Raw genomic sequence first — 25559 nt, 5'->3', positions numbered from 1 at the left:
CCCAAGGGTTTTCTAGCCCCGAAGTGGCGGACTTCACGTCGCGCCGCACGCTGGTGTTACGCAGGTTTGCGCGCAACCGGTTCGCGGTGGCGTCGCTGACGCTGTTGGTGCTGTTGTTCGTCGGCTGCTACACGCTGCCGGCGGTGCTGCCCTATTCCTACGAGGACCTCGACTTCACGGCGTTGCTGCAGCCGCCGAACGCGCGTCACTGGCTGGGCACCAACGCGCTGGGCCAAGACCTGTTGGCGCAGATCCTGCGGGGAATGCAGAAGTCGATGCTGATCGGTGTCTGTGTCGCGGTCATCTCCACCGGCGTCGCCGCCACCGTCGGGTCGGTCTCCGGCTATTTCGGTGGTTGGCGTGACCGCGTGCTGATGTGGGTGGTCGACCTGCTGTTGGTGGTGCCCAGCTTCATCCTGATCGCCATCGTGACGCCGCGAACCAAGGACTCGGCCAATGTCTTGATGCTCGTTCTGCTGCTGGCCGGCTTCGGCTGGATGGTCAGTTCCCGGATGGTGCGCGGCATGACCATGAGTTTGCGTGAGCGCGAATTCATCCGTGCCGCACGGTATATGGGTGTATCTAGCCGTCGCATCATCGTCGGGCATGTGGTGCCCAACGTGGCATCCATCCTGATCATCGATGCCGCTCTCAACGTCGCCTCGGCCATCCTGGCCGAAACCGGCTTGAGCTTCCTGGGTTTCGGTATTCAGCCACCGGATGTGTCGCTGGGAACCCTGATCGCCAATGGCACCCAATCCGCGACCACCTTTCCGTGGGTGTTCCTGTTTCCCGCCGGGGTGCTGGTGCTGATCTTGGTGTGCGCCAACCTCACCGGCGATGGTCTGCGGGACGCGCTGGATCCCGGCAGCGCGTTGATGCGAGGCGGCCGCCGATGAGCCCGCTGCTCGAGGTGAGCGACTTGGCCGTGACCTTCGGAACCGGCGGCGACCCGGTGACCGCGGTGCGCGGCATCAGCTACCGCATCGAATCGGGGGAAGTCGTCGCCATGGTCGGCGAATCAGGTTCGGGCAAGTCCGTTTCGGCGATGGCGGTCGTGGGCTTGTTGCCCGAGTACGCGCAGGTGCGCGGCTCGGTCCGATTGCACGACACCGAGCTGCTGGGCCTGGGCGACGATGCGATGTCGCGGTTCCGCGGCAAGGCGGTCGGCATGGTGTTTCAGGATCCGATGTCGGCGCTGACGCCCGTGTACACCGTCGGCGACCAGATCGCCGAGGCGATCGAGATCCACCAGCCGCGGGTGGGCAAGAAGGCGGCCCGCCGCCGCGCGGTGGAGCTGCTCGAGCTGGTGGGTATCGCGCAGCCCGAGCGACGCGCCCGCGCGTTTCCGCACGAGCTCTCCGGCGGCGAACGACAACGGGTGGTCATCGCGATCGCGATCGCCAACGACCCCGACTTGTTGATCTGCGACGAGCCCACCACCGCATTGGATGTCACCGTCCAGGCGCAGATCCTCGAAGTCCTCAAAACCGCGCGCGACATCACCGGCGCCGGGGTGCTCATCATCACGCACGACCTCGGCGTGGTCGCCGAGTTCGCCGACCGGGCGCTGGTGATGTACGCCGGGCGGGTCGTCGAATCCGCCGAAGTGCACGACCTTTACCGGGATCGCCGAATGCCCTATACCGTCGGGCTGTTGGGCTCGGTCCCGCGGCTCGACGCCGCGCAGGGCACCCGGTTGGTGCCGATCCCCGGTGCGCCGCCGTCGCTGGTCGGCCTGGATCGCGGCTGCCCCTTTGCCCCACGCTGCCCGCTGGTCATCGACGAATGTCGGCTCGAGGAGCCGGAATTGCTGTCCGTCGGCGCCGACCATCGGGCGGCCTGCATTCGCACCGATCAGGTCGACGGGCGCAGCGCCGCGGACATCTACGGCGTCAGCACGAAAGCCCATTCGGCCCAATCCACCGACGCGTCGGTCGTCGTGCGGGTTCGCGACCTGACCAAGACCTACCGACTGACCAAGGGCGTGCTGCGCCGCAGCGCCGGGGAGGTCCGCGCGGTCGACGGCGTCAGCTTCGAGTTGCGGCAGGGCCGCACCCTGGGCATCGTCGGCGAGTCCGGTTCGGGCAAATCGACCACGCTGCACGAGATCTTGGAACTCACCGGGCCCGAATCGGGAACGATCGAGGTGCTGGGCACCGATGTCACCACGCTGAGCTCAGCCGGCCGACGATCGCTGCGGCGCGACATCCAGGTCGTGTTCCAAGACCCGGTCGCCTCGCTGGACCCGCGACTACCGGTGTTCGAGCTCCTCGCCGAACCCCTGCGCGCCAACGGGTTCGACAAATCCCGCACCAACGCGCGCGTCGCCGAGTTGCTCGACATCGTGGGCCTGCGCCGCGCCGACGCGATCCGCTACCCCGCCGAGTTCTCCGGCGGGCAAAAGCAACGCATCGGCATCGCGCGTGCGCTGGCACTGCAGCCCAAGATCCTGGCACTCGACGAACCCGTCTCCGCGCTCGACGTGTCCATCCAAGCCGGGATCATCAACCTGTTGCTCGACCTGCAAGCGCTCTTCGGCTTGTCCTATCTGTTCGTCTCCCACGACCTTTCGGTGGTCAAGCACCTCGCCCACCACGTGGTGGTGATGCACGCCGGCTCGATCGTCGAGCAGGGTGACAGCCGGCAGGTCTTCGACAATCCACAACACGAATACACCCGGCGGCTGCTGAACGCGGTACCGCAACCGGATCCGGGCAAACGTGTCTAGCCGGGCGGACAAGCCACGTCGCGACGCCCGGTTCGTGACGGCGCTTCTCGCGATTGCACTGGTGCTGTCGGGCTGCTCGCCGGCCATCAACGTGATTCCCGAAACCGGGCACAACGCGCAAATCGGCACGACCAGCGACATCAACCCGCGCGATCCGGCCACCCTGCAAGACGGCGGCAGCCTGCGACTCGCGCTCACCGACTTCCCGCCGAACTTCAACATTTTGCACATCGACGGCAACTCGGCCGAGGTCGCCGCGATGATGAAGGCCACCTTGCCGCGTGCCTTCATCATCGGCCCGGACGGCTCGACGGCGGTCGACACCAACTACTTCACCAGCGTCGAACTCACCGGCACCGCACCGCAAGTGGTGACCTACACGATCAACCCCAAGGCCGTCTGGTCGGATGGCACACCGATCACCTGGGAGGACATCGCCAGCCAGATCCACGCTTTGAGCGGCGCTGACAAGAATTTCGAGATCGCCGGGCCCGGCGGCGCCGACCGCGTCGCCTCGGTGACCCGCGGCGTCGACGACCGGCAGGCCATCATGACGTTCGCCAAGCCATACGCGGAGTGGCGCGGCATGTTCGCCGGCAACGGAATGCTGCTGCCCAAGAGCATGACGGCCACCCCGGAGGCATTCAACAAGGGCCAGCTCGAGGGGCCGGGCCCGTCGGCCGGCCCGTTCATCGCGTCGTCGTTGGATCGGACAACCCAGCGGATCATGTTGAGCCGCAACCCGAAATGGTGGGGTCCGCGGCCCCGCCTGGACAGCATCACCTACCTGGTTCTCGACGACGCCGCGCGGCTGCCGGCGCTGCAAAACAACACGATCGACGCCACCGGGGTCGGCACGGTCGATCAACTGACCATCGCGGCGCGGACCAAGGGAATCACGATCCGGCGCGCCCCCGCCCCCGCGTGGTCTCACTTCACGTTCAACGGAGCCCCGGGGTCGATCCTGGCCGATCAGGCGCTGCGGGTCGCGGTGGCCAAGGGCATCGATCGGCAGACCATCGCCGAGGTGGTCCAATACGGCCTCACCACCGACCCGGTGGCATTGAGCAATCACATCTATGTCGCCGGGCAGAAGGGCTACCAGGACAACAGCTCGGTGGTTCCCTACGACCCGGCCGCGGCCAACCGCGAGCTTGACGCCTTGGGCTGGAAGCGGGTCGGCCAGTTCCGGGAGAAGGACGGTCGGCAGCTGGTCATTCGTGATTTGTTCTACGACGCCCAAGGCAGCAGGCAGTTCGCGCAGATCGCCCAGCACAGCCTCGCTCAAATCGGCGTCAAGCTCGAACTTATCGCCCGCGCGGGCAGCGGCTTCTTCACCAATTACATCAACGTCGGAGCCTTCGATATGGCCCAATTCGGTTGGCTCGGCGACGCTTTCCCGCTCTCGGCGCTGACCCAGATCTACAAATCCGACGGGGAAAGCAATTTCGGCAAGATCGGCAGCCCGCAGATCGACGCAGCCATCGAACGAACACTGCAAGAGCTCGACCCCGACCGGGCGCGGGCGCTGGCCAACCACCTCGACAAGCTCATCTGGGCGGAGGGGTTCAGCCTTCCGCTCACCCAATCGCCCGGCGACATCGCGGTGCGCAGCACGCTGGCCAACTTCGGCGCGGCCGGTCTTGGCGACCTGAACTACACCGCCATCGGATTCACGCGAAGCTGAGCCGCCGCAGCAGCCGCGTCGGGATCGGCAGCGCCCCTTCGGCGGCGGCCGCCGTTTCGATCAACTTCCACAGCAGACGCATCTCGGGGCGCAGCGGAAGCGCGTCCAGCGCCGGGGCTTGGGCAGCAAGCCCGTCCAGATCGCCGCGCCGGACCGCGTCGGCGGCGGCGAACGCGACGGGCTCACGAAAATCCAGCGCGCTGTGCGCCATGCTGGGCAGGCTCAAGAGTGCCGCATTGGGCAGCAGCGACCCGACGCGGTCCGCCACCGCCGGCGGGGTGATGAGATCGCGGCCCCCGGAAATCACCGCGGTGGGCCAGCCGAAATTCGGCATTTCGGCGGGCAGGTCATAGGGCTCATCCTCGAAAGTCACTCGCCGCGTGCGGGCTTCGCTTTCGGCCACTGCGGGATCGAGGGGCAGGCCATCGGGCTCGGCCGCGTAGTCCAGTTCACGGAACGCGATGCGGCTCACCAGATCTTCCTCATACCGGTACGGCAGGTTGCTCAGGGTGGTGAACCGGGACAGCGTCCACCACAATAGTTTTCGGCGCTCCAGTAACAGATCGAGTTGCCGCTCGAGCAAGTCGGCCCCACCGAAGCCGTAGATTGTCGCGACGACCTGTGTTGCCGAGGGCGTCATCACACCGGCGTCGACGAGTCTGCGCATTTTCGGTGCCAACGCGGCGGTTTCGGGGCTGTCGCCCCGAAGCAGCAGCCGGCGGATCGCCCGGCGCACGACCACGATGTCGTGCCGCGACAGCAGCGGCGAATCCAGCACCATCCCAGACACCCGATCGGGATGGTGAACACCGACTCCGGCCGCGATATAGCTGCCGTAGGACGCGCCGTAGATGACGGCCGAACCCGCGTGGGCGTCGTCGAGCACCGCCGCCACATCGTCGACAACCTGATTCACGGTCATCGCCTGTGGGGGCAGATCGGCACCCGAATCGTCGTGGCGCGACATCCCCACCCCGCGGTGTTCGATCATGATGACGTCGAGACCTGCCGCCGCGGCGCGCCTCCGCAATCCCCTGTACATCTGCACCGACGCGACGCCCGGACCGCCGGGGATGATGACCAGCGGGTGGGTGGACTTGCGGCCCGTGCGCACGTAGTACAGATCGAACTCTTCGGCGCTCTGGGGCGAGATCGGCCGGCGCACGGCGCGCACGCCGGGCAATTCCGCCAGCTTCTCCTGCACCCGGCTCCGCTTCGCGTTCATCGTCATTCCAGTCGGACCGCCATGGTCCCATTCTGCAGGCACGGCGCCACGGCAACGCTGGATCGTCGCACCGGCCGGATCGGCCGAGGTCAGCCACCCACGGCTAGGCGCTCAGATCGATGCGATGCGCGCCCTGGACACCGTCGTACCGGTCGGGACTGCAGGTGAGCACGATCACCTGCCCGTACGTCCCGACGCTGTCGAACAGCCGCCCCATCTTGGCCAACCGGTCGGGGTCGGTGAAACCCAGCGCGTCGTCGACGACCACCGGAACGGCGTCCTCCTTGGCGACCAGGGCGGCGCCGGCCAGCCGGGCCAGGATGCCGAGTTGCTCCCTGGCGCCGCCGGACAAGGATTCGTAGGGCACCGTGATGCCGTTGAGCGTGCGGCTACGGATGCGCAGGTCGCTGTCGATGTCGACCTCGAAACTGGGGCCGAACACGGGACGTCCGAGCCGCTGCAGTTCCGCACGGTAGGGCTCGACGTAGCGCTGCCGGGTGGTGTCACGGTGGCGCGTCATGACAGAGCGCAGCAGTTGGGCGGCCCGCGCCCGCCCGCCAATCTGGGTGTTTTCGGTGGCGGCGTGCTCGCGCTCTGTTTCCGCGGCGTCCAGCTTGCCCTGGCGCCCCTCGCTGCCGAACACCGAGAGTTCGATGGTGATCTCGCGCAACGCGCTGGCGGCTTCTTCGTAGCGTTCGCGCAGCGACTCGGCTTCCTTTGTGGCCTCGGCCAATTCGGTGGTGACTGCATCGGGAGACGCTGCCGCCAACGCAGCGGCGAGCTCGGTGACCCGTTGTTCCGCGGCTTGCTCGGCGCGCAGGGCCGTGTCCGCCGACAACGCCAGTTCCTCGTCGCTGACCGAGGCGCGCTCCGCGGCCATCCGGGCGGCGGTCGCCTGTAGCTCGGCGCGTTGAGCTTCCAACGTGTTCTGCAGGACGGTTGCCCGGGTTGACAACTCGGCCAGCCCTGCTGCGGCGGCGGTGGCGGCCTGGCGGCGTGTGTCGCATTCGCTCGATGCGGCCACGCGACTCTGCTGGGCCGCGTCGAGTTCGGCGCGGGCAGCGCCGATGTCCGTGACCCCAAGGTCCGGCTCGGCCGGGTGTTCGGCGCGTAGCTGCGCCAGGCGTGCGCGCAGCTCGTCGATCTGCTCGTCACCGCACAAACCGGCCAGGGTGGCGCTGAGTTGATCACGGGTGCTCTGCAACTCGCGGCGGCGCTGGTCGGCCGATCGCGCGGCGGCGAGGTCGGCGACCTCACCGATTGCCAGTGCTGCGGCTATTTCATGTTGTACCGCAGCATGTTTCGCGTGAATATCCAGCGTGGTCGCACCCGGGGTGACCCGGGCGGTCAGGACATCGGGAACCTCGACCACGATGGACCCGGCGGCGGTGATCGACCAGCTTTGCCCCGCCGCCAAGGAGATCCGTTCGCCACCCACCACGAGGTGAATGTCAGCCGCAGCGGTGAATTCGATCGCCGCCGACGTCGACGCCAACTGGTCGCCGATGCGCTGGACCGCGGCCGCGGCGTCCTCGATTCGTCGCAGCACTTCCTCGGTGACGGCGATCGTGCTGAGCTCGGCGCAGATTCGCTCACGATCCCGCTCGAGGGCATCGACCTTGGCCAGCCGAACGCGCAACCGGTCGGCCTGCTCGCGGTCGGCGAGCCGGTCGACGGCGCGCCGCGCGGCATCGACCCGGCGCTGCAGGTCGGTAAGGGCCCGGGTGGCCTGCTCGAGCGTGGCATCGCAAGCTTCGGCCTCGGCACGCGCCGCCGATTGTGCGGCCGCGGCTTCTTGCGCGTGGGCTTCCGTTTCGGCGACAGCGCCGGCGCGGGCGTCGATTTCGGCGAGCAGCTGCATACGTCCGGTGTGGGCGGCGCCCGCCGCGGCGCTGGTGGCCGCCGCGGCGGCGGCGACCAACTGGGCTTCGCGCCGCTGCGCGGTGAGCTCTGCGATCCGCTCCGCAGCTTCCTGCGCGGCCGCAACACGCGGGCCGGCAGCGATGCGCCGCTGGGAGAAGTCGGCCACCTGCTCGGTCAAAACGGCGTGGCGAGACACCCGCTCGTCGACCTCGGCGACCGCGGCCGCGCACTCGGTGACCGCGGCCTCGGCATCGGCCAGCCGGGCGATCGCGGCGGCCCACTCCCCCGTCGGGCGTCCGGTCGGGGTGAAATACCGCCCGTACTCGGCGTCGATGCGTTCGATGAGCAACGGCTCCGTGCCGCACAGGCCCCCGCTGTCACCGGCGGCGACATCAAGCGCACGCGACAGCGCATCGCATCCGGATAAATCCACCGCGGCGGTCGACGCCGACTGCAGCACTCGCTGGGCATGCCACAGGTCGCTGTCCACCGTCTCGGCCAGCATCGCCCGGACCCGGTCGTGGGCCTCGTCGCCGGTCAGCTGTTCGCGGCACGGCGTGATGACCGTCAGCTCCGTTTCGCATTTCTTGTGAAACCGCTTGCGATACACGAAACGGTACGGGCCGCAACTGATTTCAGCGGACACCTCGGAGCCCACGTCGCTATGGGTGGGTTTGACCTGTTTGACTTCCTTCTTCGTCGAGCGATCCCGCGATTCCAGGAGCAGATCCAGGGCTTCGATCATCGATGACTTGCCGATCTCGTTGGCGCCGCACACCACCACGACGCCGTGGTCGGGGAATTCGATTTCCCGGTGCGAGATGCCGCGGTAGTTCGTCAGGACCAACCGGTGCAGCTTCACGCCGCGCCCCGATCGGTGAGGCGCAACAGTAGCGCCAGCGCCGCCTGCGCGTCCACGGCGGTGGCCGAGTCCTCCTCGCGCGCCGTCGCCACCAGCTCCTCGACCGCCGCGGCGGCGAACCCGCCGATGCCGAGATCGCTGAATTCGCCGTCGGCCGGGATCACCGCCAGGTCGGTGTGCCGTTCCCACAGGCCCAGCCAGGCGAACAATCGTGCGTATTTGTCCAGGCAGGCGTCCAGCGCCGCGCGGTCGGTGACCGTCAACGAACCGGTGAGCGCCAGGCGCACCACGGTTCGGTCCTTTTCGGTCATCAGGTCCAGGTTCACGTCGAGGTCGGCGATGTCGCGGCTGGTGTCGACCTGCCGGTGCATCGTGACGAAGCGCCAGCATCCGACGTGCCGTGCGGTCACGGAGACGGCGCGCCGCGGGTCGGCCTCGTCGACGTCGACGACCAGGACGTGGCCCGGGTTGGATTCCACATCGTCGAAGTTGGTGACTTCCGGCGACCCGGAGTACCACACCCGGCCGCTGCCGCCGACCTGGGTCAGTGAGTGTTTATCCCCCAGCGCCACATAGTGCACCGCGCCGCGGGAGACCGCGTCGTCGAGCTTGGCGAGCCGGATCAGCGAGGCCTTCTCCCGATCGGGGTCGAGGACGTCGACTCCGCCGTGCGCGACGAGAATCCGGGTGGCCGCGGCTGCGGGCAGGCCGTCCAGAACTTCGGCGACCAGGTCGGTGGTCGGCATCTTCGACCGCCACGGCGCGGCGACGATCTCCAGCCCGGGACGCACCTGGTGGACGCCGGCATGGTCGAGCACCACCACGTTGTCGGGACGCTCGGCGGTGAACAGCGCGCTGGTGTACACCGATGAGGCGTCCAGGGGGTCGTGGTTGCCCGGAAGCAGATACACGGGAATCCCGATGGCGCGCATGGCTTCCAGGGACTGTCCGATCACCTTCGGCGGGAGCTGGTTGTGCTCGAAGACGTCACCCGACACGACGACGAACTCGGCGCCCACTTCCGCCGCGAGCGCACCCAGACCGGCAACCGCGTCGCGGCGGGCCGCTGAATAGCGGGGCTGGGCGTCGCCGGCGAGGAAGTGCCGGGTCATGCCCAGCTGCCAGTCGGCGGTGTGCAGGAATCGCATGCCGGCGACCCCCTTTCGAACTGCGTGTTTACCGGGGCATGGCGAGTTTAGGTCCGCGCACCGACAAGACGCGGGACCTCGATCGGCAGGTCTTGGTAGTGCGTAAAACCCGACGGCGAGGGCATGGCGGACCGGTTGCCGCACTGACTAATCTGATTCTCCGTGACTGGCGAGCGCACCTTGCTGTTGATGCGACATTCGAAGTCCGACTACCCGGCCGGGGTCGCCGACCATGATCGGCCGCTGGCGCCACGCGGCATCAGGCAGGCCGGGCTGGCCGGCGACTGGCTGCGCGCCAACGTGGCCAGCATCGACGGCGTGCTGTGCTCCACCGCGACACGCACCCGCGAGACGCTGCTGAACGCTCGCATCGATGCGCCCGTGCGATACAGCGAGCGCCTCTACGCCGGCACCCCGGGCACTACGATCGACGAGATCAACACGGTGGACGACGGTGTGAACACGCTGCTCGTCATCGGACACGAGCCGACGATGTCGACCCTCGCCCTGGGCCTGGGCGGCGCCACGGGCACCGAAGACGCTGCGGCCGAACGCATTTCAGCCAAGTTCCCGACGTCGGCGATCGCGATCCTCTCGGTGCCATGCGCGTGGAAAGAGCTGGAACTGGGGACGGCGACGCTGATCGACTTCCAGGTTCCGCGCTGAGGGCGCGCCGCCGCGCCGAACGTCGACTTGTGGAGCTCAAAACACGAAATCGACGACAACAAGTCGACGTTCGGCGGCGCGGCGCGGCGCGGTCGAAGCGGCGCGGTCGAACGCCTAGGAGTTCGTTGCCAGCGTCAGCTCCATCAGCTTGATGGCCTGCCCGCACGCATCGATGCCCGGCGCTTGCGGATTGATCCACCAGCCGACCACACCGGCCGCGTCGCTGGCCACGCCGCACGCACCGTTGGCGTCGTCGGGACGCATCACAATCGAGTCGATCCCGGCGATCGGGCGCGACTCGATCTTGTATTTCAAGAACTCCGCGACCTTGCGCTCGTTGCTCAGACTGCCCTGCTCGAACCAGAACCGGGTGATGTCGATCAGGCCGGCCGGATTAGCCGCCTGCCACCGGCAGATCGCGCCGACGAACGTGCTCTGAATATCGAGTGGATCGGCACCCACGGTCTTGGCCAGGATGTCGCTGGTCAAAACCTCGCATTCCTTGAGCAGGTTCGGATACTGCTGTTGGGAGTTGTTGTTGCGGGGCATGTTGCCGCCCGCCTTGACCGCGTTGCCCCCGATCGACCGGGAACAGCCCGTCAACACCAGCAGCGCGGCCAGCACAACGGCTGCGGCGGCACGGGCCGCCGTCCCACTCGGCGATCCGGCACGCATCGGGGCCATCACTTCGAATTCGCAATCGACTGACGAGCCAGTTCTTTCGCGATGTCGCACGGCGGCGGGAACGGCTTCTGACTAAAACTGACCGACCACTCGATGAAGTCGTCCTGGAACTGAATGCCTACTTCGCACAGCGAGTCGCCCAGGTTGGGCTCGTTCCCGACGGCGATGAAACCGCTGTGGCCGTTGATGTTGATGTCGTCGACGCTGGCACGGGAGAGCTCCTCGGTCTTGCGTTCGCGTCCGATCGGGCTCCCGCGATACCAGGAGAAGGAGAAGTGCGGCCCGAGGATTCCGCCGCCGGCGAGCCACTGGCATCCGACGGAGTTCCGGGCGGTATTGATCAGTCCGCTCACCCTGGTGAGCTCGGCCACCGTCTGGTCGCCGACGCCGCCGCATTGCGGGAACATCGGCCCGTGGTTGCCTTGCCCTTTCTGCGGCGTCGACGACGTTGTCGCTCCGGGTTTGTTGCCCCCGGAATCGGAGCAGGCCGCCACCGCGGGAAGCAGGATCGTCAAGGCTGACGCCACAAGAGCCAGCGCCCTCGTGTTACGCCGCACCGCTACCCTGCTTCCGCTCCGCCCGCTGCTGGTCCACACGATGCACTGTAGCGGCAGCCCAGCGGCTCAACCACCGACGCGCCTGAGCAGGTATTTCAATGCCGCGAACGCGGACCATGCGGGCGTTGACCATCCGGCGGTTGGCGGGGACGCCCGGGCGGACGGTGTGCGACAGTTACCCAATGCTCCTGGCACTGCTGCGCCAGTACATCCAGCCGTACCGCCGGCTGGTCGCGGTGCTGATGGTGCTGCAGCTGGTCAGCAACCTCGCGTCGCTGTACCTGCCGACCGTCAACGCCGCCATCATCGACGAGGGCGTCGCCAAGGGCGACACCACCACGATCGTCAGGCTCGGCACCGTGATGCTCGGGGCCACCGGATTGCAGGTGTTGTGCTCGGTCGGGGCGACCTATTTCGGCTCCCGCACCGGGATGGGCTTTGGTCGCGACCTGCGCGCCGCGATGTTCGAACACGTCATCACCTTTTCCGAACGCGAAAGCGCCCGATTCGGCGCGCCGACATTGCTGACGCGCAGCACCAACGACGTGCGACAAATCCAGTACCTGGTCCAGATAACGGGCACCGTGCTGGTGACGGCGCCGATCATGTGCCTCGGCGGAATCGTCATGGCCGTCCACCAGGAGGCGGCGCTGACGTGGCTGTTGCTGGTCAGCGTGCCGATCATGGCGGTGACCAATTACTGGGTGATGTCGCACATGCTGCCCCTGTTCCGCAGGATGCAGGGCCTGATCGACGGCATCAACCGGGTGATGCGGGACCAGCTGGCCGGCGTCCGGGTCGTCCGGGCGTTCGGCCGGGAAGGTTTCGAGCGTGACCGCTTCGCGCGAGCCAACGCCGCGCTGTCGAATACCGCGCTGACCGCGGGCAACTGGCAAGCGTTGATGCTGCCGGTGACCACGCTGACCATCAACGTGTCCAGCATGGCCCTGATCTGGTTCGGCGGGCTGCGCATCGATCGGGGCCAAATGCAGGTCGGCTCGTTGACCGCGTTCTTGGCGTACTTCACCCAGATCCTGATGGCGGTGTTGATGGCGACGATGACGGCGGTGGTGTTGCCGCGAGCCTCGGTGTGCGCCGAACGGATCACCGAGGTGCTATCCACCCGCCCCGCCGTCCGAAACCCACCCAGCCCGAAATCTCCGCCGGGCGCGATCGCCGGGATGGTCCGCTTGGACGGCGCGACATTCACCTATCCGGGCGCTGACCGCCCTGTGCTGCAAGACATTTCGTTGACCGCACGGCCCGGAACCACCACCGCGATCGTCGGCAGCACCGGTTCGGGGAAATCGACGCTGGTCTCCCTGATCTGCCGGCTCTACGACGTGACCGGCGGAGCCGTCCTGGTCGACGGCATCGACGTCCGCGAATACCACACCGAGCGGCTGTGGTCGGCGATCGGTCTGGTCCCCCAGCGCGGCTACCTGTTCTCCGGGACGGTCGCCGACAACCTGCGTTACGGCGCCGCCCCGGGACAGGTACTCACCGACGAGGACATGTGGGAAGCGTTGCGGGTGGCCGACGCCGACGGATTCGTGCGCGCACACGACGACGGGCTGCACATGCGGGTCGCCCAGGGCGGCATCAACTTCTCCGGCGGGCAAAGGCAACGACTCGCCATCGCCCGGGCGGTCATCCGCCACCCGGCCATCTATCTGTTCGACGATTCGTTCGGCGCACTCGACGTGCACACCGATGCGCGGGTGCGCGCGGCCCTCGAGCAGATATCGAGCGAGGCCACCGTCATCGTTGTCACTCAACGGGTTTCGACTGCCGCACAGGCCGACCAGGTGATCGTCATAGACGGCGGGAGATTGGTGGGCGCCGGCACGCACGAGTCGCTGCTCCTCGACTGCCCCACCTATGCGGAGTTCGCCGATTCGCAAGCAGTGGGCGCCCTGCGATCAGGTCAAGTCGGGGGTACGCAATGACCCCGTCGACCAACACCCCGGCCCGCGGCGTGGCCCCGCCCCCGGCCGCGCGGTCCCTCGATTTCTGGGGTTCGGCCGCCCGTCTGGTGAAACAGCTTGCGCCACAGCGCAGAATGAGCTTCGCGGTGATCACGCTGGGCATCGCGGGCACGGTGATCGGGGTGATCGTTCCACGGATCCTCGGCCATGCCACCGATTTGCTGTTCAACGGCGTCATCGGGCGGCAGCTCCCCGCCGGCATCAGCAAGGCGCAGGCCATTTCCGCCGCGCGCCGCCGGGGGGACGACACCTTCGCCGACTTGCTGTCCGGGATGAATGTGGTGCCGGGCCACGGCGTGGACCTGGGTGCGGTCGCGCGGACGCTGATGGTCGCGCTGGCCCTCTATCTCGTTTCCTCGGTGTTGATCTGGGCGCAAGCGCGACTACTCAACGTCACCGTGCAGCGCACCATGGCGGCGCTGCGTTCCGACGTCGAGGACAAGATCCACCGGTTGCCGTTGTCGTACTTCGACGGACGGCAACGCGGCGAGCTGCTCAGCCGCCTCACCAACGACATCGACAACGTCCAATCGTCACTGTCGATGACGGTCAGCCAGCTGCTGACATCGGTTCTGACCGTGGTGGCGGTGCTGGCGATGATGCTGTCCATCTCGCCGCTACTGGTCGGCATCACCGTGCTGACGGTGCCACTGTCGCTGCTGGCGACGCGCGCGATCGCGCGACATTCCCAGCGCCTGTTCCTCGCCCAGTGGACGAGCCTCGGGCGCCTCAACGCCCACATCGAAGAGACCTACAGCGGGTTCACGGTGGTCAAGACGTTCGGCCACCAGGCCGCGGCCCGCGAGCGGTTCCGCGGCCTCAACGACGACGTCTACCAGGCCAGTTTCGGTGCCCAGTACTTCTCGGGACTGGTGGCGCCCGCGACGACGTTCATCGGCAACCTCGGCTATGTCGCCGTCGCCGTGGTGGGCGGCCTGCAGGTGGCCACCGGGCACATCACCCTGGGCAACATCCAGGCCTTCATTCAATATGTCCGGCAGTTCAATTCGCCACTGAGCCAACTGGCCGGGATGTACAACACCCTGCAATCCGGGGTGGCCAGCGCCGAGCGCGTCTTCGCCCTGCTCGACGAGCCCGAAGAATCGCCGGATCCCGCACCCGCCGCGCCCCGGCCCACCGACACGACGCCCCGGCTGGGTGGGCGCGTCGAATTCGCGCACGTCAGCTTCGCCTACCGCCCGGGCACTCCGGTGATTGAAGACCTCTCACTGGTGGCCGAACCGGGTAGCACGGTGGCGATCGTCGGACCGACCGGAGCCGGCAAGACCACGCTGGTGAACTTGTTGATGCGGTTCTATGACGTCGACGCCGGCCAGATCCTCGTCGACGGGGTGGACATCACCACGATGGACCGGCATTCGCTGCGGTCGCGGATCGGCATGGTGCTGCAGGACACCTGGCTCTTCGACGGGACGATCGCGGAGAACATCGCCTACGGACGCCCCGACGCGCACGACGACGAGGTGGTCGCCGCCGCCGAGGCGGCCTACGTCGACCCCTTCGTGCGGTCGTTGCCGGGCGGCTACCAAACCCGGGTCAGCGGCGACGGCACCAACATCAGCGCCGGCGAAAAGCAACTCATCACCATCGCACGCGCATTTCTTGCCCGCCCGCAGCTGCTGATCCTGGACGAGGCAACCAGCTCGGTCGATACCCGCACCGAGGTCCTCATCCAGCACGCCATGCGCGAACTGCGCCGAGATCGAACGAGTTTCATTATCGCACACCGTCTTTCGACAATCCGCGACGCCGACCGCATTCTGGTGGTCGAGGCCGGCCGGATCGTCGAACAAGGCAACCATGCCGAACTGCTGGCCCGGCGCGGCGCCTACTACGCGATGACCCGGGCCTGACAACCGCGGCGAGCACGCTGTGGTGGCGACCGGTGTGGGCACGCCGGCGGTACAATCCGATTCACGGGTGATATCGACTATCACAGTGGGCGAGAACGCATTTCGGACATCCGGTGCCAAGGTGTGGGGGCGCGGCGGGGCGATGACGGTGCCGACATGCCGGCGCAGCTCGGCGGTTTGTCGGGATTCTCAACGAATCCACCCGCTTGGCGGCACAATCACCGTTGTGACCTCATTGGCACCCGACGCCGCGGACGGGAAAAGGCTGGTAGGCGTGATGGCGGACAAACGTCTCGACCTCGGTCTACTCGGACCGTTGGAGATGAGCGTCGACGGTGTCCTGGTGCCGTCGGGCACGCCCAAGCAGCGAGCGGTGCTGGCCATGCTGCTGATGAACCGCAACAACCCGGTCGGCGTCGACCGGCTGATCACCGCCCTATGGGATGAGTCGCCGCCGCCGGGGGCGCGGGCCAGCATCCACTCCTACGTGTCCAACCTGCGTAAGCTGCTGAGCGGCGCCGGAATCGACCCGCGCGCGGTGCTGGTCGCCGCGCCGCCGGGCTATCGGCTCAACGTCCCCAATGAGGCTTGCGATCTCGGCCGGTTCATCGCCGAAAAAACCGCCGGGGTGCAGGCGGCGGCCGCCGGCCGATTCGAACAGGCCAGTCGGCATCTGTCGGCCGCATTGGCGGAGTGGCGCGGCCCGGTGCTCGAGGATCTGCAGGACTTTCGGTTCGTCGATACGTTCACCACCTCGCTCGCCGAGGAGAAGATCCTCGCCCACACGGCGAAGGCCGAGGCCGAAATCGCCTGCGGACGAGCCTTTACCGTGATCACCGAACTCGAAGCGCTGACCCACGAACATCCTTACCGCGAGCAGCTGTGGGCTCAATTGATGACCGCCTACTACCTCACCGACCGCCAGTCCGATGCGTTGGCGGCCTACCGCCGCGTACAGAAAGCGCTCGCCGATGACCTCGGGATCGACCCGGGCCAGAACTTGCGCACCCTCAACGACCGGATCCTGCGCCAGGAACCGCTGGACGCCAAGAAGAACGCCATGACGACCGCGGCGGTCACGGTCACCGCGCTCGAGCAATACACCATGGCGGCCGACCAGAAAGCGGTCGCCCATCTGCACGACCCGTCCGGGCGCAGGTATCCGCTCTACGCATCGACGACGATTGGGCGCCTTAGCGAGAACGACATCGTGCTCGACTCGCCCAAGGTCAGCCGACACCACGCCGTCATCATCGACACGGGAAGCAGCTACATCATCAACGACCTGCGGTCCGCAAACGGCGTGCACGTCCAGAACCAACGAATCGTCGCGGCCGCCGGCCTGCAAAATGGCGACCGCATCCGCATCTGCGACCACGAATTCATCTTCCGGATAGCCGATACCGACCAAAACGACGGTTAGGAACTGCGCGAGCTACCGCATCAGCGAGCCGGCCGGTCAGATCGCCGACAAGATCGACAACGACTGGCCCGACGGCTGCGCACCAAGAACGCCAGGGCGTGTTACGACGGCAGATCGGGGCCCTGCGCGCGCAGGTCGTCGACCGCCGTCATCGCGTCGCGCAATTTGGCCAGCCACTCCTCAGCGTGCTCACCGACCAGCTTCACCGACCACGCGAGGGCGTCGGCGCGGGACCGGGCGACACCGGCGTCGACCAACGTGTCGAGCACCTGGCGTTCTGGTTGCTTCAGCCGAGTCATGACAGGTACTGCGATGTGGGTGAACAGAATTCGTTCCGTGCCCGTTGCGGAGCCGACCTCGACCCCCCAGGAAACCTTGCGTCCGTAGCGATCCTGAGCTTCGTCGGCGACATGCATTCGCTCGGAACGTGTTTCCTCGCGGAATCGCGACGCTCGCCCGGCCGCGCGGGCCTCGCTCCCTTCGCTTTCGGAGTTCGCCGTGTCCGCGAGCTTTCCGATGACGGTGATCTCTTCGCGGTCGACGATCACCGTGGGGTCGCCGTCGAACCATTTCTCCGGAAGACGCCCGGCGAACCATTCCGCGGCGTCGCTGGCGTCGGGTTGCTGGGCCTGCTGCCAGCCCCCGGGACGCCCGTATCGGCGCCCGTGTGCGTGATGCGCTTTCATAATTACATGATTACATCGTTACACTCTTAACGGAATAGCGTTCACCGGCAGCGAAAGAGGGCCGGTCGCCGATCTCATCCCTGGACCGGAAAACCCGTTGATCCGGGCTGTTCGACGGCGTATTTTGGATAGCGAAGCAGGCCCGGGAAGCGACCAATTCGAAGCGCCGGAACACGGGGTAGGAATCCGGCCGCGTAGGACACGCGTAAGACGGAGTCAGACGCCCCCAGGAGTCGCACCGGGCCTGCCCATATCGACACAATCGTTCGCCACGCTCAGCGGCGGTCAGTCCTCGCCGTCGCCCCGCCGGACGCGAAACAGTTTGACCTCGCCCTTGATCCCCTTGAGGCGGCGGGCACCGGCGAACGATCCCGAAAACTCACCGCGCTCCCCAATGACGTCCCACACCGAATCCGCGACCAGGACGGTGCCCGCACGCGCCACGCCGGTGACACGGCTCGCCACGTTGACCGGACTGCCGAACCAATCACCGGCCCGGCTCACCGCCATGCCCGAGGCCACCCCCGCCCGCAACCGGGGGAAGTCGTTGTCGGAATCGACCGCTTCGACGAGTTTCACGACGACATCGAGCAAGGGCTGCGGGTCGGGGCAGACGAACATCACCGCGTCACCGATAGTCTTGATGAAACGCACCGGGGGAGCGGTCATGTCACGGGCGAGGATGGCCAGCCGGTTGGCCAAATGGCCCAGCTCTTCGGGCGTTACCACCTCGCCGATGCGGGTGAAGCCGACCAGATCAGCGAAGGCAACGCTGATTTGGCGCGCGCCCGGGAGCGGCTTTCCGGCGGCGCGCTCCGCGGCATTGACCGCTTCGGTCTCCATCATGTGGCGCAGCTGCATGAACAACATGTTCTGGATCATCGGGCCGAGCATGGGCGCGATTTCGTTCACCAAGGCCTTTGAGGCTTGGGCGATTTCGAGCTCAGTGGCGCCCGGACGCATGATCGCCGAAAGCGCTGAGTACCGCATGACTTCGGCGGTCCGCGACAGACCTTCGGCAAGCACCTGAACCACGAGAACCACGTGATCGGGATCCAGCCCCAGCTCCACGAACCGCTGGCTGAACGCAGCGGCTTCACCGTCGGCGCGCATGTGGACGACCGCGTCGGGGTCGTCGACCCGGACCAGACCGATGGCGCGCTGTACGCGCTGCAGCAGGCCCAGGTCGATGCCGTGGGTCTCGCTGATCTCCCGGGTCGACACGTACGTGCCGTCGTCGCCGATGATGTGGCGAGTGGCCAGCAACAGAGGCGGATTGGTCGCCCGGATCTCCTCGGCGGTGATGCCCTGGTCGAACAGCCACTTCACGAGTTCGGCCCGTTCCGTGCGCGCGGCTCCCTCGAGACCTTCGAGCAGATCGTCGATGGTGTGGTCGTCCCCGGCGTGCACGTCGCCAACGTACAACGCCGGCGCGTCATGATGTGACGTGATGAGCACAGCGTTGCTGCGGGGATTCCCGCCGGTCGTCGACGAGCGCGCCAGGACGCTGATCCTGGGCTCGTTCCCCAGTGCGCAATCACTGGCGGCGGGCCAGTACTACGCCAATCCGCGCAATGCGTTCTGGTCGATCACCGGAGAGCTTTTCGGCTTCGAGGCGGCCGCGCCCTACGACAGACGTCTGGCGGAACTGCAATCCCACCAGGTCGCCCTGTGGGATGTGCTTCACAGCTGTCGCCGCGGCGGCAGTGCCGACTCGGCTATCGATCCAAAGAGTCTGGTGGTCAACGATTTTGGCGAACTGTTCGCCGATTACCCCACCATCACGGCGGTGTACTTCAACGGCGTCAAGGCCGCCGAGCTGTACCGCAGGCTGGCGGTGGCGCCCGACGAGATCCACTACCACCGGCTGCCGTCGACCAGCCCGGCCCACGTGATGCGGCCGGGTGCCAAGCTCGCGGCGTGGGCGCCGATCGTGAGCGCGGCGCAGCCGGGCGATGCGGGTCGGCGGGCGTAGACCGCGCCGATCGTGAGCGCGGCGCAGCCGGGCGATGCGGGTCGGCGCGCGTAGACCGCGCCGATCGTGAGCGCGGCGCAGCCGGGCGATGCGGGTCGGCGCACGTAGATCCACCCGATCGCGGGGGCTGGTCCGCTGTTACGACACCGGCGGCCGGCGCAACGCCCACGGTCGGGCGGCTTCGATCTGCGCCGACACCGACAGCAGCGTCGCTTCGTCATATGGCCGGCCGACAAGTTGGACCGACATCGGCATGCCGTCTCCGTCGAAGTCCCACGGAACCACCGCGGCGGGCTGTCCGGTCAAATTCCAGATCTGTTGGTAGGGAACGCACTGCCCTACCCTCAGCAGCGTCGACACGGCGCCGCGCCGTTGATAGGCGCCGATACGCGATGGGCCCGTTGCGGTTCCGGGCGTGACGACGATGTCGACGTCGTCGAAGATCGCCTGAATCCGCGAGATCACGGCCCCCTCGGCCGCTCGGATCGCCTCCATGCGACGGTCCGAGAAGAACGACCCCAGGCGGGCCATGTTGCGGGTACGCGTTTCCAGACGTTCCGGATGGGCCAGGGCGTCCGCGTCGTCGCAGATGCCGCGCAAGTAACGAGGCAGGTAGTTGGCGAGTATCGCCGAGGCCGGATATTCCGGGTCGGCCGTGATGACGTCGTGGCCGAGATCGCGAAGTAACGCGCCGGCCTGGTCGAGCGCCGTCAACTCCGGTTTGCCGACCCGGACCGGTAGGGGCGTCGGGACCTTGGTGCTCAACGCAATTCGCAGCCGACCGGGGTTGCGCGTCGCCGCACTCATGAACTCCCCTTCGGGCCCAGGCACCGTCGAGGTCGCATCCAGGAACAAGGCCGCGTCTATCACCGTCCGGGCGATCGGGCCGTTGACGCTCAACCCGTACCAGGCATTGTCATGCGGTTCCAACGACACCCGGTCGCGTTGCGGCTTCAGGCCGAACACGCCACACCAGGTCGCCGGGATGCGAATCGAGCCACCCCCGTCGGATCCCAACGCCAGCGGAGCCAGCCCGGCCGCGACCGCGGCGGCACTGCCCCCGCTGCTGCCGCCCGGTGTGCGTCTGGGATCCCACGGATTACGGGTAGCTCCGAAGGTCAACGACTCGGTGTAGGGCAGCATCATCAGCTCGGGCACATTGGTTTTGCCGATGATGACGGCGCCCGCGGCGCGCAGCCGGCGCACCACCTCCGCGTCGGAGGTCACCGCGGGCCGGTGTCCGCCGCTGCCGAACGTCGTCACCTCCCCGGCGACGTCGACGTCGTCCTTGATCGCGATCGGCACGCCGAGCAGTGGCCGCCGTTCGCCGGCGTCCAGCCGGTCCTGCGCCACCGCGGCCTCGTAACGAGCGTGGTCGGCGAGCACCACGCGGTAGCAACGCAGCTGGCTGTCCAGCTGCACAATCCGCTCCAGGTAGACCTCGAGCAACTCCGGTGCGGTCAGTTCGCCGTCGGCCAGCATGCGCGCTTGTGCCGCCGCGCCGGCGAAGGCGAGATCGTTCACTGCGGCAGCGTATCCCCCTAAATCGCGCCGGGCCGCCGCTGGCCTCGGCGTGGTCGCGGCGGAGCAGCCAGTACCGTGGGCCACATGTCCTGCGTGTTCTGTGCGGTCGTCGCCGGTGAAGCTCCGGCCATCCGGATCTACGAAGACGATGACTACCTGGCGATCCTCGATATCCGCCCGTTCACCCGCGGCCACACGCTGGTGGTGCCGAAACGGCACAGCGTCGATCTCACCGACACCGCGCCGGAGACGCTGGCCGGGATGATCACCCTGGGCCAGCGCATCGCCCGGGCGGCGCGCACGACGGAATTGGCCGACGCGACCAACATCGCCATCAACGACGGCAGCGCCGCCTTCCAGACGGTGTTCCACATCCACCTGCACGTCTTGCCGCGCCGCAACGGCGACAAGCTGTCGGTGGCCAAAGGACTGCTGCTTCGCCGCGACCCCGATCGGGACGCCACCGGCCAGATTCTGCGCAACGCGCTGGCCCGGATCGACGCAAGTCAGCCGGACTAAGCCCATTGCGGGTCGTCCCCTCGTGGAGCAAATCGGGGCTCGTCGACTGCGCGTTTGCGACGGCTGGCCCCACCCGAGCACGGCCAGCGTCGCACCAACCTGGCAAAAGCCACACTTCGCGCACATGCGCAGCGGTTTAATGCCCTGTAACTCGTGGTGAAGTGTTCGTTTCTTCACCACACAGCGGGGGGAGTGGCTGGAGCGGTCATGAAACGGCGGGTGGTGAATCCGTGGCGACGGTCCGGGGTGCCCGCGCCCGCGGGGTGGCTCCTCACCGGTGTATACGGCGCAGCCGGGTCGTTGATCCTGCTGTCGTCGTTCTGGGGATGGCGCGGTCCCTACGGCACGCATCCGGCCAATGGGTTCGTCATCGCGGTATGCCTGGTCATCACGGCGGCATACGCCGGGCGCGCGGCCCGCTTCAAGGCCCCGCGGCAGCGATACGGCTGGCTGGCGCTGGTAACGGCGCTGCTCGGCTGGGCGGCCGGTGAGATCATTTGGGCGGTCTACGACGTGCGCCCGGAATTCGACCACGCCACCCACCCTGCGGCGGCCGAGTTCGTGCTGCTGTTGTGGCCGGTCGGCGCCATGACGTCGTTGGTGCTGCTGTCCCAGTTGTCTCGCAACAGTCCCCGGCGTCTGCTTCTCGACGGTCTCATCGTGGCGACGTCGCTGTTCGTCATCGCCTGGGTGTTCGTGGTCGAAGCGCAGCTGCGGGAGCATTCCGGTGCGCGGCTGGTGACGCTGGCGGAGGTCTTCGCCGACGTCGTCCAGGTGACGACCGCGATCCTGATGCTGTCCCGGGCTCGTCCCGGCGACCGGCCCAGCCGCAGCCTGCTGGCCGCTGGCGTCGCGACCATCTGCGTCGCCGACATGGTGCTGGTCTTCTATACCGGCATCGCCAGCTATCACACGGGCGGTGCCGGTGACCTGGTCCGAGTGGCGGGGCTGGCCATATTGGCGCTGGCAGCACTGGCCGCCGCGCACGAGCGTCCCACGCCGGCATCGCCGGATGAGATCGAGTTCCGGGCCCGGCTATGGCTGCCCTACCTGCCGCTGATCCTCGCCGCCGCGGTGGGCTGGGCGCACGTGGCGGGCAATTCGCTGCACAACCCCATGCTCGCCGCTCTGGGCGTACTGGTTGCCGCCGTCCTGGCCCGGCAATTCGTCGTCCTGGTCGACAACCAGAATCTGTTGTCCGAAGTCGCGCGGGAGGCTTTTCGTGACCACCTGACCGGTGTGGCCAATCGAGCGCTGTTCCTGCAGCGGCTGGAACAGGCCGTCGCGCGCCAGCATCCCGACGGCATGCCCATCGCGGTGTTGTGCCTGGACCTCGACAACTTCAAATCGGTCAACGACGCCCTGGGCCATCCGGCCGGCGACGAACTCCTTGTCCGGGTGGCCGGGCGGCTCACCGCGGCGTTGGGGGAAAGTGGCACCATCGCCCGCCTTGGTGGCGACGAATTTGCGGCGGTCATCGAGGCTTCCGTCAAAGAATCGCAGGCGGCCGCGCACCGGATCCTCGACGCATTCGCCGGGGCCATTCTGATCGACGGCATTCCGATCACGGTCCGGCCGAGCATCGGATTCACGGTGTGCACCGGTGCGTCGGTGTGCACGGTCGATCAGCTGCTGCGGCATGCCGACCTGGCCATGTACGCCGCCAAACGTGAAGGCGGGCAATGTATCCGCAGCTTCATGCCCGACCTGCCTCTGCCCTATGCGTTTCCGCCGTCTCCCGGCTCGAGGGGATCCGCCGTCGCATCGCGCGTGGCCGGCAGCACCAGCGCCCAGGCGTCGCCGCCGGTTCCCGACGTCGCGACAGCAACATCGAACCCGCCCCCCAGCGATGTCACCGACGCTGCCCGTCAGCCACCGCGAGGTGTCCAGGGCGCCTTCGCGGTGCTGGCGATCGGCGTGATCGCCTTCGCCGTGTCCAGCCTCGTACATCCAGACGCCGGACATGGCATGTTCTCGGCGACGACGCTGTACCCGGCGCTGAACGTGTCGGCGGCCGGTCTGATTGGCCTTCGCGCGTACCGTGTACCGGCCGACCGGTTGGCGTGGTCACTGATCGCCGCCGGTATGGCGTTCTCGGCCGCGGGTGACATCGTCTACGCCCTGTGGGTACCCAACGGCCGATCCCCGTCGGTGGCCGACCCGGTGTACCTGGCGTACTACCCATTCGTCTATGCCGGGCTGCTGCTGCTCATGCGGGCACGGTTCAAGCGGCTGCCGATCCCGATTCAGCTCGATTCGGTGGTGTGCGCCCTGACGTTGGCGGCGGTGGCCGCGGCCTTGACGGAGGGTCCCATCCGAGCGGCGACGTTACGCACACCGGCGACCGTATGGATGGGTCTGGCCTACCCGTGGGTTGATCTGGTGCTCCTGGCCCTCGCCGCTGGCATGTTACCAATACTCGCTTGGCGCAATGAGATTCGCTGGGTGCTGCTGGTGGCCGGATTGGTCTTGTTTGCGGTGGCGGACGGGGCCTATCTGTTCCGGACGACCGCCGGCTCATATCGGGTCGGCTCTTTGCTGGATGCCTGCTGGCCCGCGTCGTCGATACTCATCGCGATGGCGAGTTGGTCCCCTTCGTCGCCGACGGCGCCACTACCCAGACACCGATTCAGCCCGTATGTCACCGCGGTGGCGACCTCCGTTGCGGCGCTGGGAGTGATTGTCCTGGCGCATGATTCGCGAGCCGCCGCGACACTGGCAGCGTTGAGCCTGATCGTGGCGGCCGGGCGGTTCTCGCTGACCCTCCGGGATGCGAGCCTGCTGCAAACGAGCGGCAAGCACGCCGTGATCGATGAGCTGACCGCGCTGCCGAACCGGCACTCACTGGCGAGCGCCCTGACTGCGTTGCCCGCCTCTGCGGCGGCGGGGCCCACGTCGATACCGAGCCGAGCACCCGCACGGCGGGCATTGTTGTTGTTGAGCCTGAGCGATTTTCACGAGATCACCGACTCGATCGGTCGCCAATTCGGCGATGAGCTGGTGTGCCATATCGCAAACCGGTTGTCCGGCAGTGTCCGTCACGACGACCTGCTCGCGCGCGTGGGTGATGACCAGTTCGCCGTGCTGCTCGCGGACGGGGCCAATCTCACCGCCGCCAGCGCTCAGGCGGGCCGGCTGCTGGAAGCTTTGAGTGAGCCGATTGCCTTGGATCCGATCACCGTGCAAGTCGAAGGCCGCATCGCCATCGCGCTGTGCCCCGACCACTGCGACCATCCGCAAGAGCTGCTGAGCCGCGCCGAGACCGCCATGGCACACGCGAAATCCGCCCGAAGCAAGATCGCGGTCTACGACTCGTCGTTTGAGGTCTATCGGAACAACGACCCCAACCTCATCGAGGAACTGCGGACGGCATTGTTCGACACCGACGAGCTGAGATTGCACTACCAACCCAAGATCGACGGGCGCGACGGCAGCGTTCACAGTGTCGAGGCGGTGCTGCGCTGGCAGCATCCCACCCGCGGAACACTGCTACCGGAGGAGTTCTTGCCGGTCGCCGAACGCGCCGGACTGATGCGCAAGATCTCCAACCGCACACTGAGCATGGCTCTCCAGCAGGTCCGGTGCTGGCGTGAGCAGGGCGTCACGCTCACTGTCGCGGTGAACCTGTCGACGACCAACCTGCTCGACATCGAGCTCGTCGGTACCGTCGAGCAGCTGCTGGCAAACTACCACCTACCCGCAGACGCGCTCATTCTCGAGATCACCGAGAGCGCACTGGTGGATTCCGTGCGATCTCGCAACACCGTCGCCGCATTGCAGCGCTTGGGGATTCGCATATCGATCGACGACTACGGCACTGGCTGGTCGTCATTGGCTCGCCTGCAAGAGGTTTCGGTCGACGAGCTGAAACTCGACCGGATTTTCGTAACGCGGTTGGTTCACGACACGCGATCGGTCGCCATCGTGCGGTCCACGGTGGCGCTGGCGCACAACCTGGGCGCCGACCTGGTCGCCGAGGGTGTCGAAAACGAGGCCACCCTGCACGCCCTGCGGCGGTACGGCTGCATGATCACCCAGGGTTTCGTGCACAGCCCGCCCCTGCCGCCGGACGACTTACGCGACTGGATCGCCGCCCACGCGCCAGACCCCCACTCCAGCCGGTCCAACCCGCGGGCGTGACAGGGAG

The 25559-nt window shown here is 67.2% G+C and carries 18 protein-coding genes; 10 read left to right on the top strand and 8 right to left on the bottom strand.

What is annotated here, in order from left to right; all coding sequences use genetic code 11:
- Nucleotides 1-23: 23 nt before the first annotated feature.
- From EPN51_RS28555 to EPN51_RS28545, 3 genes are read left to right on the top strand one after another with little or no spacing between them, the layout of a single operon-like run.
- Complete coding sequence (locus EPN51_RS28555; RefSeq protein WP_293049269.1) at nt 24-899, top strand: ABC transporter permease; 876 nt, start codon at nt 24-26, stop codon at nt 897-899.
- The gene (locus EPN51_RS28550) at nt 896-2731 is read left to right on the top strand and encodes an ABC transporter ATP-binding protein (RefSeq protein ID WP_293049233.1); all 1836 of its coding nucleotides are present in this window, start codon (nt 896-898) and stop codon (nt 2729-2731) included. Before EPN51_RS28555 ends, EPN51_RS28550 begins: the two co-directional genes overlap by 4 nt.
- Nucleotides 2724-4418 (top strand): ABC transporter family substrate-binding protein, encoded by a 1695-nt coding sequence (locus EPN51_RS28545; protein ID WP_293049232.1) that lies wholly within the window; start codon nt 2724-2726, stop codon nt 4416-4418. The genes EPN51_RS28550 and EPN51_RS28545 overlap by 8 nt, the downstream gene beginning before the upstream one ends.
- On the opposite strand, the gene EPN51_RS28540 is transcribed toward EPN51_RS28545, so the two are convergent.
- The 3 genes from EPN51_RS28540 to EPN51_RS28530 all read right to left on the bottom strand — a co-directional run bounded on the left by EPN51_RS28540 (nt 4405) and on the right by EPN51_RS28530 (nt 9516).
- Entirely contained in the window at nt 4405-5649 is a 1245-nt protein-coding gene (locus EPN51_RS28540) for an alpha/beta hydrolase (protein WP_293049231.1), read from the bottom strand. The two genes, EPN51_RS28545 and EPN51_RS28540, sit on opposite strands and share 14 nt — an antisense overlap.
- Nucleotides 5650-5746: 97 nt before the next feature.
- Nucleotides 5747-8368, bottom strand: a complete 2622-nt coding sequence (locus EPN51_RS28535; RefSeq protein WP_293049230.1) for an AAA family ATPase — start codon at nt 8366-8368, stop codon at nt 5747-5749.
- The gene (locus EPN51_RS28530) at nt 8365-9516 is read right to left on the bottom strand and encodes an exonuclease SbcCD subunit D (protein WP_293049229.1); all 1152 of its coding nucleotides are present in this window, start codon (nt 9514-9516) and stop codon (nt 8365-8367) included. The genes EPN51_RS28535 and EPN51_RS28530 overlap by 4 nt, the downstream gene beginning before the upstream one ends.
- 162 nt (nt 9517-9678) lie before the next feature.
- Here EPN51_RS28530 and EPN51_RS28525 point away from each other — a divergent pair, with 162 nt between their 5' ends.
- Nucleotides 9679-10182 carry a histidine phosphatase family protein gene (locus tag EPN51_RS28525; RefSeq protein WP_293049228.1) on the top strand — a complete coding sequence of 168 codons (504 nt, stop codon included), beginning with the start codon at nt 9679-9681 and terminating at the stop codon, nt 10180-10182.
- Between the two features lie 114 nt (nt 10183-10296).
- Here the strand turns inward: EPN51_RS28525 and EPN51_RS28520 are convergent, their stop codons facing one another.
- Nucleotides 10297-10857: a DUF3558 domain-containing protein gene (locus EPN51_RS28520; protein ID WP_293049268.1), complete on the bottom strand. Its 561-nt coding sequence runs from the start codon at nt 10855-10857 to the stop codon at nt 10297-10299.
- Between the two features lie 8 nt (nt 10858-10865).
- Nucleotides 10866-11423, bottom strand: a complete 558-nt coding sequence (locus EPN51_RS28515) for a DUF3558 domain-containing protein (RefSeq protein WP_293049227.1) — start codon at nt 11421-11423, stop codon at nt 10866-10868.
- A 182-nt stretch (nt 11424-11605) separates the two neighbouring features.
- Between EPN51_RS28515 and EPN51_RS28510 the strand changes: the two genes are divergently transcribed.
- From EPN51_RS28510 to EPN51_RS28500, 3 genes are all read left to right on the top strand, one after another.
- Nucleotides 11606-13372 carry an ABC transporter ATP-binding protein gene (locus tag EPN51_RS28510; RefSeq protein ID WP_293049267.1) on the top strand — a complete coding sequence of 589 codons (1767 nt, stop codon included), beginning with the start codon at nt 11606-11608 and terminating at the stop codon, nt 13370-13372.
- Nucleotides 13369-15285 (top strand): ABC transporter ATP-binding protein, encoded by a 1917-nt coding sequence (locus tag EPN51_RS28505; RefSeq protein WP_293049226.1) that lies wholly within the window; start codon nt 13369-13371, stop codon nt 15283-15285. Before EPN51_RS28510 ends, EPN51_RS28505 begins: the two co-directional genes overlap by 4 nt.
- Before the next feature lie 277 nt (nt 15286-15562).
- The gene (locus tag EPN51_RS28500) at nt 15563-16708 is read left to right on the top strand and encodes a BTAD domain-containing putative transcriptional regulator (RefSeq protein WP_293049266.1); all 1146 of its coding nucleotides are present in this window, start codon (nt 15563-15565) and stop codon (nt 16706-16708) included.
- Nucleotides 16709-16809: 101 nt separating this feature from the next.
- Here the strand turns inward: EPN51_RS28500 and EPN51_RS28495 are convergent, their stop codons facing one another.
- Nucleotides 16810-17394, bottom strand: coding sequence for a hypothetical protein (locus EPN51_RS28495; RefSeq protein ID WP_293049225.1), 585 nt, complete (start codon nt 17392-17394; stop codon nt 16810-16812).
- A gap of 285 nt (nt 17395-17679) precedes the next feature.
- Entirely contained in the window at nt 17680-18804 is a 1125-nt protein-coding gene (locus tag EPN51_RS28490; RefSeq protein WP_293049224.1) for an adenylate/guanylate cyclase domain-containing protein, read from the bottom strand.
- Between the two features lie 40 nt (nt 18805-18844).
- On the opposite strand from EPN51_RS28490, the gene EPN51_RS28485 reads away from it, so the two are divergent.
- Nucleotides 18845-19369 (top strand): DNA-deoxyinosine glycosylase, encoded by a 525-nt coding sequence (locus EPN51_RS28485; protein ID WP_293049223.1) that lies wholly within the window; start codon nt 18845-18847, stop codon nt 19367-19369.
- 138 nt (nt 19370-19507) lie between these two features.
- Here the strand turns inward: EPN51_RS28485 and EPN51_RS28480 are convergent, their stop codons facing one another.
- On the bottom strand, nt 19508-20893 hold the full coding sequence (locus EPN51_RS28480; protein ID WP_293049222.1) for an amidase: 1386 nt from the start codon (nt 20891-20893) through the stop codon (nt 19508-19510).
- A gap of 84 nt (nt 20894-20977) precedes the next feature.
- Here EPN51_RS28480 and EPN51_RS28475 point away from each other — a divergent pair, with 84 nt between their 5' ends.
- Nucleotides 20978-21412 (top strand): HIT family protein, encoded by a 435-nt coding sequence (locus tag EPN51_RS28475; RefSeq protein ID WP_293049221.1) that lies wholly within the window; start codon nt 20978-20980, stop codon nt 21410-21412.
- A 207-nt stretch (nt 21413-21619) separates the two neighbouring features.
- A complete protein-coding gene (locus EPN51_RS28470) occupies nt 21620-25552 on the top strand; it encodes a bifunctional diguanylate cyclase/phosphodiesterase (protein WP_293049220.1) in 3933 nt (1310 codons plus the stop codon).
- Nucleotides 25553-25559 lie beyond the last annotated feature (7 nt).

It is taken from the genome of Mycobacterium sp. (genome assembly GCF_004298145.1).
In the GTDB taxonomy this organism is placed as follows: domain Bacteria; phylum Actinomycetota; class Actinomycetes; order Mycobacteriales; family Mycobacteriaceae; genus Mycobacterium.
Note: the sequence above shows the minus strand (reverse complement) of the source record. Positions and strands in the feature narration are given on the sequence as shown.

What these genes read in the sequence shown, in the direction of transcription:
- EPN51_RS28510 (WP_293049267.1), top strand. Translation starts at nt 11,606, where the DNA reads ATGCTCCTGGCACTGCTGCGCCAGTACATCCAGCCGTACCGCCGGCTG.
- EPN51_RS28530 (WP_293049229.1), bottom strand. Translation starts at nt 9,516, where the DNA reads ATGCGATTCCTGCACACCGCCGACTGGCAGCTGGGCATGACCCGGCAC.
- EPN51_RS28540 (WP_293049231.1), bottom strand. Translation starts at nt 5,649, where the DNA reads ATGACGATGAACGCGAAGCGGAGCCGGGTGCAGGAGAAGCTGGCGGAA.
- EPN51_RS28550 (WP_293049233.1), top strand. Translation starts at nt 896, where the DNA reads ATGAGCCCGCTGCTCGAGGTGAGCGACTTGGCCGTGACCTTCGGAACC.
- EPN51_RS28520 (WP_293049268.1), bottom strand. Translation starts at nt 10,857, where the DNA reads ATGCGTGCCGGATCGCCGAGTGGGACGGCGGCCCGTGCCGCCGCAGCC.
- EPN51_RS28475 (WP_293049221.1), top strand. Translation starts at nt 20,978, where the DNA reads ATGTCCTGCGTGTTCTGTGCGGTCGTCGCCGGTGAAGCTCCGGCCATC.
- EPN51_RS28495 (WP_293049225.1), bottom strand. Translation starts at nt 17,394, where the DNA reads ATGAAAGCGCATCACGCACACGGGCGCCGATACGGGCGTCCCGGGGGC.
- EPN51_RS28500 (WP_293049266.1), top strand. Translation starts at nt 15,563, where the DNA reads ATGGCGGACAAACGTCTCGACCTCGGTCTACTCGGACCGTTGGAGATG.
- EPN51_RS28470 (WP_293049220.1), top strand. Translation starts at nt 21,620, where the DNA reads ATGAAACGGCGGGTGGTGAATCCGTGGCGACGGTCCGGGGTGCCCGCG.
- EPN51_RS28505 (WP_293049226.1), top strand. Translation starts at nt 13,369, where the DNA reads ATGACCCCGTCGACCAACACCCCGGCCCGCGGCGTGGCCCCGCCCCCG.
- EPN51_RS28485 (WP_293049223.1), top strand. Translation starts at nt 18,845, where the DNA reads ATGAGCACAGCGTTGCTGCGGGGATTCCCGCCGGTCGTCGACGAGCGC.